The organism is Bradyrhizobium sp. P2_E8 (assembly GCF_056403875.1).
The window spans coordinates 1-10,192 of the sequence record NZ_JBFUES010000163.1; the positions used below are offsets into that span (position 1 = coordinate 1).

At 64.5% G+C, this 10,192-nt stretch carries 9 protein-coding genes; 7 read left to right on the forward strand and 2 right to left on the reverse strand.

The annotated features are described in order from the left end of the window. Nucleotides 1-263: 263 nt before the first annotated feature. Nucleotides 264-707, reverse strand: a complete 444-nt coding sequence (locus AC1D00_RS11830) for a MarR family winged helix-turn-helix transcriptional regulator (protein WP_477010792.1) — start codon at nucleotides 705-707, stop codon at nucleotides 264-266. A gap of 179 nt (nucleotides 708-886) precedes the next feature. Between AC1D00_RS11830 and AC1D00_RS11835 the strand changes: the two genes are divergently transcribed. The 7 genes from AC1D00_RS11835 to AC1D00_RS11865 all read left to right on the forward strand — a co-directional run bounded on the left by AC1D00_RS11835 (nucleotide 887) and on the right by AC1D00_RS11865 (nucleotide 8,449). Continuing rightward, nucleotides 887-2,071 (forward strand): substrate-binding domain-containing protein, encoded by a 1,185-nt coding sequence (locus tag AC1D00_RS11835; RefSeq protein ID WP_404552133.1) that lies wholly within the window; start codon nucleotides 887-889, stop codon nucleotides 2,069-2,071. 162 nt (nucleotides 2,072-2,233) lie between these two features. Beyond that, complete coding sequence (locus tag AC1D00_RS11840; protein WP_477010793.1) at nucleotides 2,234-3,748, forward strand: amidase; 1,515 nt, start codon at nucleotides 2,234-2,236, stop codon at nucleotides 3,746-3,748. Between the two features lie 99 nt (nucleotides 3,749-3,847). After that, entirely contained in the window at nucleotides 3,848-4,705 is an 858-nt protein-coding gene (locus AC1D00_RS11845; protein ID WP_025576496.1) for a branched-chain amino acid ABC transporter permease, read from the forward strand. 4 nt (nucleotides 4,706-4,709) lie between these two features. Next, nucleotides 4,710-5,927: a substrate-binding protein gene (locus tag AC1D00_RS11850; protein ID WP_025576495.1), complete on the forward strand. Its 1,218-nt coding sequence runs from the start codon at nucleotides 4,710-4,712 to the stop codon at nucleotides 5,925-5,927. A gap of 6 nt (nucleotides 5,928-5,933) precedes the next feature. Next, the gene (locus AC1D00_RS11855) at nucleotides 5,934-7,040 is read left to right on the forward strand and encodes a branched-chain amino acid ABC transporter permease (protein ID WP_477010794.1); all 1,107 of its coding nucleotides are present in this window, start codon (nucleotides 5,934-5,936) and stop codon (nucleotides 7,038-7,040) included. Next, nucleotides 7,027-7,761 (forward strand): ABC transporter ATP-binding protein, encoded by a 735-nt coding sequence (locus AC1D00_RS11860; RefSeq protein WP_135174905.1) that lies wholly within the window; start codon nucleotides 7,027-7,029, stop codon nucleotides 7,759-7,761. Before AC1D00_RS11855 ends, AC1D00_RS11860 begins: the two co-directional genes overlap by 14 nt. Next, on the forward strand, nucleotides 7,754-8,449 hold the full coding sequence (locus AC1D00_RS11865) for a branched-chain amino acid ABC transporter ATP-binding protein (RefSeq protein WP_027545251.1): 696 nt from the start codon (nucleotides 7,754-7,756) through the stop codon (nucleotides 8,447-8,449). The genes AC1D00_RS11860 and AC1D00_RS11865 overlap by 8 nt, the downstream gene beginning before the upstream one ends. A 226-nt stretch (nucleotides 8,450-8,675) precedes the next feature. On the opposite strand, the gene AC1D00_RS11870 is transcribed toward AC1D00_RS11865, so the two are convergent. Continuing rightward, on the reverse strand, nucleotides 8,676-10,192 hold a 1,517-nt coding region (locus AC1D00_RS11870), incomplete at its 5' end, for a L,D-transpeptidase family protein (protein WP_477010795.1).

Consider the following 10,192-nt stretch of genomic DNA (forward strand, 5'->3'; position numbering starts at 1 on the left):
TCTGGAATACTGGATCGCCCGCCTGCGCGGGCGATGACGGTTGAGTATGTAGCGCTCAACTAGTCCCACATCGTCGTCCTGGCGAAAGCCAGGACCCATTACCCCAGGGAGAAGTCGCGGCGCGACGCCGGCAACCACGAGTCTTCGTCAAGCCTGCTCTTGGGGTAATGGGTCCTGGATCTGCGCTCCGCTCGAGACAACGCTGCGCGTTGTCGGGAGCTGCGCTTGTCCAGGACGACGATGGAATTGAATTGCGCGCCGACTCAATTCGAGCTGTCGATCAAGCTCTCCAGCAGCCGCTTCAATTCGCTCGTCGACTTGTCGCCGTAGCTCTCCAGGATGTGCTCCTCCTGGTCGACCGCGAGCGAGTTGAGCTTCTTGCACAGCACCTTGCCGCGGTCGGAGATGAACATCAGGACCTTGCGGCGGTCGTTCGGATCCTGCACGCGATAGACCAGCGTGTCGGAGACCATGCGGTCGATCATCTTGGTCAGCGTCGGATGGTTGAGCAGCACGGCGTCCGCAAGCTCGCCCATCGAATGGCCGTTGCCGTCCGACAGGACCTTCAGGATGCGCCATTGCTCGACGGGAACACCTTCCTTGCTCAAGCGCAGTTCCAGCTGCCGGTTGATCTCCCGGTTGGYCTGCGCGAGCAGGTAGGCGAGGTGTTCGGTGATCGGGGAGTTTTCTTTCGACGGTTTTGCCACGGCTAAGACTTCGTCTTGACCCAAATGAGTGAATGTCTTGCAATCAATGCTGCATCTATATGCACTTCAATTCTTGAATATTCAATATTTTCAAAATAGGATCATTGCCCAACAAAAGGGCGGAAGCCGCGGCCGCCTGCTCAATGTGCTTTCAGGTCTGGTGCCAGACAGGAGTTGGCGTGCGCGCGACGGTAAACTTCCCGGCTCACGGCGGCCCGGCGTTGCCGCCGTCTTTGCTGTTCAGGAATCTGTCGTCGTCGGCGGCCGACTTCGACCTGTCTCCGGTTGACGCGCATTTCATGAAGCGCCGCGGCGCACGCAACAAGCTGCGCATCGGCAATTTCCTCACCTTCACCGGCTCGCCCGGGATCTGGGGCCCGACCTCCACCAACAGCGCGATGCTGGCGGTCGCCGAGATCAACAAGCGCGGCGGCATTTTGGGCCGCGAGCTGGAGCTGTCGATCTACGATTCTGGCGGCCCGATCGACGAGGTGGTGCAGCGCGCCGAGCAGGCGATCGCCTTCGACGAGGTCGACCTCATCATGGGGTCGCATATCAGCGCCGTCCGCGTCGCRCTGCGCAAGGTCACCGGCAACCGCATCCCCTACATCTATACGCCGGTCTATGAGGGCGGCGAGCGCACGCCGGGCGTGATGGCGATCGGCGAGACGCCGCGCTGGCAGAGCCGGCCGTCGATCCACTGGCTGGCGGACGTCAAGAAGGCGACTCGCTGGTACCTGATCGGCAGCGATTACGTCTGGCCCTGGCAATCGCATCGCGCGGTCAAGCGCTACATCAAGGAAGCCGGCGGCCAGGTCGTCGGCGAGGAGTTCGTCCCCGTCGGCGAGGACAATCACGAGCCGCATCTGGCGCGCATCCGCGCCGCCAAGCCTGACGTGGTGCTGATCTCGCTGATCGGCACCGACAGCATCACCTTCAACCGCGCCTTTGCCGAGGCTGGCCTCGCCACCTCCACGCTGCGGCTCGCGGGTGCGATGGACGAGACTGTGCTGCTCGGAATCGGCGCCGACAACACCGAGAATTTGTTCTGCGCCTCCGGCTATTTCAACTGCATGGCCTCGCGCGCCAATGACGAGTTCCTCGGCGGCTATCAGGCCATGTTCGGCCCGCACGCGCCGCCCGTCGGTTCCGTCGGCCAGTCGAATTACGAGGGGCTGCGGTTCCTGGAGTCCGTGGCCAACCGTGCCGGCTCCCTCGCCTTGCATCCGCTGCTGAAGGCGGCGCGCAACACCGTCTATTCGGCGGGCCGCGGACCCGTCACCATCCGCGATGGCCGCGCCGAGATGCCGATGTATCTCGCCGAGGCGGACGGTCTCGACTTCAAGCTCATCAAGACGCTCTGACATCGGTCGCTCGTCTGTCGCGGCGGATTTTCGAAATAATACTTGAAAAGGAAAATATTTCCGTCTGTAATATCGAGGCGAAGCCGATTGGCCCGCGCTGTGCAAGCGCGAGCGAGCGGCCTCCATCAAAGCCAGGKATCAAGAAGCCTCAAGGAGAGCGCCGTGACAGTTGTCCTTCCAACGCCCGCCCAACTTCGCAGCGTCGCCGAGCAGTGCGGCCTCGCGCTGACCGACGACGACGTCGCCTCGTTCCGCGGCCTGATGCAGGGCTCGATCGAAGCCTACAATCTCGTCGGCGCAATGCCGGACGAAGTGCCGGACGTGAAATATCCGCGCACGCCGGGCTATCGGCCTTCGCCCGAGGAGAACCCGCGCAACGCCTGGTATCGCAAGTCCACGGTGAAGGGCGCCGCCAGCGGCAAGCTCAAGGGCAAGACCGTCGCGCTGAAAGACAACATCATGCTCGCCGGCGTTCCCATGATGAACGGCTCGGCGACGCTGGAAGGCTACGTTCCCGATTTCGACGCCACCATCGTCACGCGCATGCTCGATGCCGGCGCCGAGATCGCCGGCAAGGTGCATTGTGAATCCTTCTGCATGTCCGGCGGCAGCCATACCGGCGCGGTCGGCGCGGTGCACAATCCGCACAAGATGGGCTATTCGGCCGGCGGCTCGTCCTCGGGCAGCGGCGTCGTCGTCGCGCTCGGCGAGGTCGACATGGCGATCGGCGGCGACCAGGGCGGCTCGATCCGCATGCCGTCCTCGTTCTGCGGCACCTACGGCATGAAGCCGACCTGGGGCCTCGTGCCCTACACCGGCATCATGCCGATCGAGATCTTCGTCGATCACACCGGCCCGATGACGGCGACCGTTGCCGATAACGCGCTGCTGCTCGAGGTGCTCGCCGGCGACGACGGCTATGACCCGCGCATCAAAGCGCCCAAGGTCGAGGAGTACACCAAGGCGCTCGGCCAGGGTGTAAAGGGCATGAAGATCGGCATCCTCAAGGAAGGCTTTGAGCAGCCGACCGCGGAAGCCGCGGTGAACGAGAGCGTGCGCGAGGCGGCCAAGCGTTTCAAGGATCTCGGCGCCACCGTCGAGACCGTCTCGATCCCGATGCACCTCGTCGGCCCCGCGATCTGGACGCCGATCGGCACCGAGGGCATGACCCAGACCATGATGTATGGCGACGGCTATGGCCTGTCCCGCTCCGACCTCTACTCGACCTCGCTGATGGATTTCCATCGCGGCTGGCGCCGGCAGGCGGACTCGCTGTCGGAGACGACAAAGCTGTTCCTGCTGCTCGGGACCTACATCAACAACAATTTCGGTCCGCGCTATTACGGCAAGGCGCTGAACATCTCACGGCGTCTGACTGCAGCCTACGACAAGGCTTTCAGGGACTACGATCTCCTGCTGCTGCCGACCACGCCGATGAAGGCGACGAAGCTGCCGGAGCCCACGGCCAGCCGCGAGGACTACGTCGCCCGTGCGCTGGAGATGATCGGCAACACCGCGCCGTTCGACATCACCCATCATCCTGCGATGTCGCTGCCCTGCGGCATGGTCGACGGCCTGCCCGTCGGCCTGATGCTGGTCGGCCGCATGTTCGAGGAATCCACGATTTATCGCGCCGCGCACGCTTTCGAGCAGATCGGCGACTGGAAGAAGATGTGAGCGAGGCGTCGATGCAGACGGACGGAACACAGAAGCGTTTTCGAGCGAAGTGGATGCCGGTTCGCGTCAAGAAAACGCGTCAAAACAAGAATCCACCAAATGGCTAACGCGTTCGTCGCGGCGTTCGAGATCCTGAGCTTTGGCGCGATCATCGTCCTGATCGTGCTGGGGCTCGGGATCATCGCCAGCATGATGGGCATCTTCAACTTCGCGCAAGGCGAGTTCGTCCTGCTCGGGGCCTACATCACCTATCTCGCCTACGCCAGGGGCCTGCCGATCTGGGCCGGCATGGTCGCGGCGCCCTTCGTGGTCGGCGCGCTCGGCTTCGTGCTGGAGGCGCTGATCATCCGCCGGTTCTACGCCGCGCCGATCGTGGCGATGCTCGGCACCTATGCGCTGGGCCTGATCATTCGCGAATCCGTGCGCGGGCTGATCGGCGGCTTCTATCTCACCGTGCCGGAGCCGATTGGTGGCTCGATCGACATCGGCGCGATGCACATCTCGGCCTGGCGCTTCACGATCATCGTCATCACGCTACTGGTGATGGGCGGTTGTTATCTCCTGCTCTCACGCACGAGCTTTGGCCTTCGCGTCCGCGCCACGCTGGAAAATCCTTCGCTGGCGCGTGCCTCCGGCATCTCCACGCCGCTGATCTATGGTGCCACCTTTGCCTTCGGCGCGGCGCTCGCCGGCCTCGCCGGGGCACTGATCGTGCCCGTGTTCAGCCTGTTCGCCGATCTCGGCCTGCGCTTCCTGATCCAGGGCTTTGTCGCGGTGATGGTCGGCGGCGTCGGCTCCTTCATCGGACCGGTCGCAGGCGCCGGCGTCATCGGCACGCTCAGTGCCGCGCTGCCATGGGTGATGGCGCCCGTCGTCGCCGACGTCCTCGTCTTCGTGCTCGCTATTGTCTTCATCAAATTCCGGCCGCAGGGCCTCATCGCTGGAAAAGGGGTTTAGTCACATGTTCGATCGTACGCAGCTCTCACGCCGCCGCTTTCTCTCCAATTTCGCCTTTGCGTCCGGCGCGGTCGCAACCGGCGTCGGCAGCTGGGTGATCCCGGCCCCCTGGGCCAATGCGGCCGAAGCCCCGATCAAGGTCGGCATCGCCACCGATCTCACCGGCCCGATCGCCTACGCGGGCAATGCCGACGCCAACGTCGCCAAGATGGTGATCAAGGAGATCAACGCCGCCGGCGGCCTGCTCGGCCGTCCGCTCGAGCTCTATATCGAGGACACCGCTTCGAACGAATCCGTCGCCGTCGGCAACGTCCGCAAGCTGATCCAGCGCGACAAGGTCGACATGGTGCTGGGCGGCATCACCTCCTCGATGCGCAACGCGATCAAGGATCCGATCGTGGCGCGCGGCAAGACGCTCTACATCTATCCGCAGCTCTACGAAGGCAAGGAGTGCACGCCCTATCTGTTCTGCACCGGCCCGACGCCGGCGCAGCAATGCGACGAGTTCATCCCCTGGCTGATCAAGAACGGCGGCAAGAAGTTCGCGCTGCCGAGCGCCAACTATGTCTGGCCGCACACGCTCAACGTCTATGCGCGCAAGGTGATCGAATCGAACGGCGGCGAGGTCGTGTTCGAGGAATACTATCCGCTCGACCAGGTCGATTTCTCCTCGACCGTCAACCGCATCATCTCCAACAAGGTCGACGTCGTCTTCAACACCGTCATTCCGCCCGGCGTCGGCCCGTTCTTCAAGCAGCTCTATGAAGCGGGCTTCCTCAAGAACGGCGGCCGTCTCGCCTGCGTCTACTACGACGAGAACACGCTCAACATCAACCAGGCCGCCGAGATCGAGGGCCTCGCAAGCTGCCTCGACTATTTCAAGGTGCTGACCAAGGAGAATCCGTTCGACGCAAAAATCCAGGCGGCCTACGAGAAGGACTTTCCGGGCAATTTCCTGTTCGCTGCCGGCAGCGCCGCCACCGGCACCTATCGTGGCCTCAAGCTGTGGGAGGCGGCCGTCAAGGAAGCGGGCAAGATCGACCGCGAATCGGTCGCCGCCGCGCTCGACCATGCCAAGATCGCGGAGGGCCCCGGGGGACCGGCCGAGATGGTGCCGGGCAAGCGGCACTGCAAGATGAAGATGTACACCGCGGTCGCCAAGGGCGGGAACTACGAGATCGTCGGACGCAGCGACGGTCTGGTCGATCCCAAGGAATGCTGAGGCGGAATGCCGAAGTCGATGAGTGTGGTAAGAGAGGCCATCGCCGGCGACGAAGCGGACGATGCGATGGCTGAACGCGCGGCAGCGGTACAGGTCGCGGCAGGACGAAACGTCCTGCCGATCGTGGAGGGCGTCGTGCTTGTCGCGGCGCTGCTCGCGCCGCTGGTGCTGCAGGACTATCTCACGGTGTTCGCGACGCGGGTGATCATCCTCGCGCTGTTCGCGCTGTCGTTCGACCTGGTCTGGGGCTATGCCGGCATCATGAGCTTTGGCCAGGCCCTGTTCTTCGGCTCGGCCGGCTATGGCGTCGCGCTGCTCGCGCGCGACTTGGACATCACCAACATCTTCCTGGTGCTGCCCGCGGGCACCATCATCGGCCTCACCTTCGCGCTGCTGCTCGGCGGCTTCCTGCTGCTGGGCCGGCATCCCTCCAGCGTGATCTTCGTGTCACTGGGCACGCTCACCGGCTCCTACGCCGCCGATCGCCTGGCACGCGGCTGGTACTATCTCGGCGGCCAGAACGGCATTCCCTCGATCGCGCCGATGACGCTCGGAGGCTACGAGTTCTCGGAAGGGCCGGCCTTCTATTATCTCGTGCTCGGCATCCTCGTCGTGGTCTATCTGCTCTGCCGCTTCCTGGTGCGCTCGCAGTTCGGCCTCGCGCTCGCAGGTCTTCGCGAGAACGAGCAGCGCATCGCCTTCTTCGGCTACAAGGCGCAGCATCTGAAGGCGATCATCTTCACCATCGGCGGCGCCATCGCAGGGCTCGCGGGCAGCCTCTATGCCTTCCATGAGGGTTTCGTATGGCCCAACATGGTCGGCGTCGTCGTCTCGACGCAGGTGGTGCTCTACGTGCTGTTCGGCGGCTCCGGCACGCTGATCGGTGCGGTCATCGGCGCCGTCATCGTCGAAGGCGTCAGCTTCTGGCTGTCCGACAATTACCGCGACATCTGGCCGATCATCCTGGGCGTGCTGCTGTTGCTCGTGATCCTGTTCCGGCCGCTCGGCCTGATCAGCTTCGTGCTGGGCGAACGCGAACGGGTCGGCAGCTTCGGTGCGAAGCCCAAGGAGAACAAGAAGCCCGGAAAGGAGAAGCGCAATGCCGCTCCTTGAGGCCGCGGGCATCAAAAAGATCTTCGGCAAGCTCACCGCGCTCGATGGCGCAGCCCTCACCGTCGGCGAGAACGAGTTTCACGGCCTGATCGGCCCGAACGGCTCCGGCAAGAGCACGCTGATGAAGTGCATCGCCGGGGCCGAGGTGCCGACGCAGGGCAAGGTGAGCTTCGTCAACACCGACATCACCGCGTTCACGCCGACCGAGCGTGCCCGCGCCGGCATGAGCCTGAAATTCCAGATCACCAGCGTGCTGCCGACGCTGACGCTCTACGACAACATCCTGCTCGCGCTCCAGGCGCAGTCCTCGCTGTTCGACCTCCTGTTCTCGCGCACGCGCGGCGCGCTGCACGACCAGGTCATGACCATGCTGACGCAGTTCCGCCTCGCCGATCGCGCCTTCGACGCGGCGGCGGCGCTGTCGCACGGCCAGCAGCAATGGCTGGAGATCGCGATGGCGCTTGCGGGCAAGCCAAAGCTGCTGCTGCTGGACGAGCCGACCGGCGGCATGAGCCTGGAAGAGCGCCGCGTCACCGGCGAATTGCTCCAGCCGATCAAAAAACATTGCTCGCTCGTCATCGTCGAGCACGACCTCGATTTCATCCGCGACATCTGCGATCGCCTGACCGTGCTCGACCAGGGCAAGGTGCTGGCGTCAGGTACCGTGTCCGAGATCCAGGCCAACAAATCCGTCCAGGAGATCTATCTGCGCCGTGCCTGAATTTTTGGACATCAAGCATCTCGACGCCGGCTATGGCCGCAGCCAGGTCCTGTTCGACGTCAACCTCGGCATTCCCTGGCGTGGCGGCGTCGCCGTGCTCGGGCGCAATGGCGCCGGCAAGACCACGTTGATGAAGACCATCGTCGGCGAGCTGCCGGCGTGGAAGGGCGAGGTCGCCTTCGACGGCCGCGACATCAGCCGCCGCGCGACCCAGGAGCGCGTGCGCGCCGGCATCGGCTACGTCCCGCAGGAGCATTCGGTGTTCGCCCGCCTGTCGGTACGCGACAATCTCGCCGTCGGCTCGCTCGCGAGCAGCAAGGCCGACGCCGTCGACCACGTGCTGACCATCTTCCCGAAACTCGGCCAGCGCCTCGACCAGCCCGCCGGCACGCTCTCCGGCGGCGAGCGCAAGATGCTCGCCATCGGCCGCGCCATGCTGGGCGATCCGAAATTGTTGCTGCTCGACGAGCCGACCGAAGGCGTCTGGATCGGCGTCATCGAGGAGATCACCGAACGCCTGATCGAGCTCGCGAAAAACATCGCCGTCATCATCGTCGAGCAGCACCTCGACCTCGCGCTCCGCGTCGCCGATTATGCCTACGTGCTGGACCGCGGAAGGGTCGCACTGCAGGGGGAGGCGAATGATGTGCGCGGCAATCCGGAACTGATGCGGTATCTGGCGCCGTAGATTCTCACTACCCGCTCTACGGCTGTCTCTCGCCGCAGGCTTCCTGCCAGTCCCGTCATCCTGAGGCGCGAGCGGCGCGATGCGCAGCATCGCAAAGCGAGCCTCGAAGGATGAATGGCCGAGCTGCCAGTCGGGCCGTCGCCCTTCGAGGGCCGCTGAAGAAGCGGCCACCTCAGGGTGACGGTGGGAAATTGTCGATTGAGCAGACCGAAGCGAGAGCCGTTGTTTACTTCACCGCCCCAAAGCGGCTGTCGAACGAATTCGACTGCACCACCGGCGCGGCGCCCGCCATCTGCGGGCCGCCAGCGGGATCATCCGACACCGTCGGCTTCAGCGCCGGGCGCGTTGCGGCGAGGCGGGTGTCGGGCTTCGCCGGCTCGGCCGGCTTGGCGGCGGCAACAGCCGGCTTCGGCGCGTCCTTGGTCGTGTCGCGGCCGGGCACAAAGCGGGTCACGGCGGCCTTCAGCCTTGATGCCGCGCTGGGCGGCGTTGTGGACGTCGTGGCCGGGGCCACGGACGCGGTGGCTTGCGGCGGCGGAGCCGAAGCGGTCGCGGTCGTGTCGGCGGTGCCGAGGCCCATCTTGCGGCCAAGGTTCGAGAAGAAGCCGCCACTCTGGGATTTCTCTTGGGATTTTTCCTGGGATTTCTCGGCCGGTTGAGCGGCCGCGACGCGGGTGCTGGTCGCGGGTGCGCTGACGGCGACGACCGGCTCTTCCTGCGGCGAGGGCGCGGCCGCGTCGAGATTCGGCTTGGGCGGATTGACGTGGCCGGGGATCGTGCCCGGCGCCTTCGCCATCGCCAGCATCTGCAGCGTGGTGCCTTCGGCGCCCTCCGACAGGCCGGTCGAGCCTTCCGGAATCTTGGCGGCGAAGATCTTGTTCATGCCGCCGTCAATGCCGGTGTTCATGCGCGCGACCGGCGTGCCCTTGGCCACGAGCTTGGCGTACTCGGCCTGGTCGCGCGCGTCCTTCTCGCGCACGGCGCTCGCGATGTCCTCGGGGATCACATAGGCCGGGCACTTTGCGGACGCGTCGAACACCGGATCGCGCTTGGCATCGGGCGTCTTCGCCGCGTCGAACACGTACTTCTTCTCGCAGAAATCGACCTTCGGCTCCTGCCGCGTCACCTCGAAATGATCATAGCCTTCTTTGATCATCTTCCAGAACGGCATGTTCGGATTGTTCCGGTGCTTGGCCATGTTCACCGGCGTCATCTTGAACGGATAGGCCTGGAGCTGGAACGCCTTCTGGCCGCCGAAGAAGGATTCGCGGCCGAGCGAATAGATCTCGGCGATCTGCTCGTCCGTCATCGCGTAACAGCCGCGCGAAGAGCAGTCGCCATGCACCATCAGCTGCGAGCCGGAACGGCCCAGAGCCTTGTCGAACGCGTTCGGATAGCCCGTGTTGAACGAGAGGTAATAGGCCGACTGCGGATTCATCTGGCCCGGATTGATCGAGTAGAATCCCTCCGGCGCCTGGCGGTCGCCTTCGCGCACCTTCGGGCCCAGATCGCCCGACCAGCGGCAGATCGGATAGGTCTTGAGCAGCGCGAACTGGCCGTTGCGGGTCTGCTTCCAGACCTCGAGCTCGGCCTCCTGCTTGAACAGGCGGACCAGGATCGGGGATTGCAGATCCATGTCCTTCTCGACCATCGCGGCGAGAAGTTTTGGCGGCACCGGCTGGTTGGCCTTGGCGTTGGTCGCGAGCGACACCTGGTCAGTGTCGCAGCCGGCCAGCAGAACAC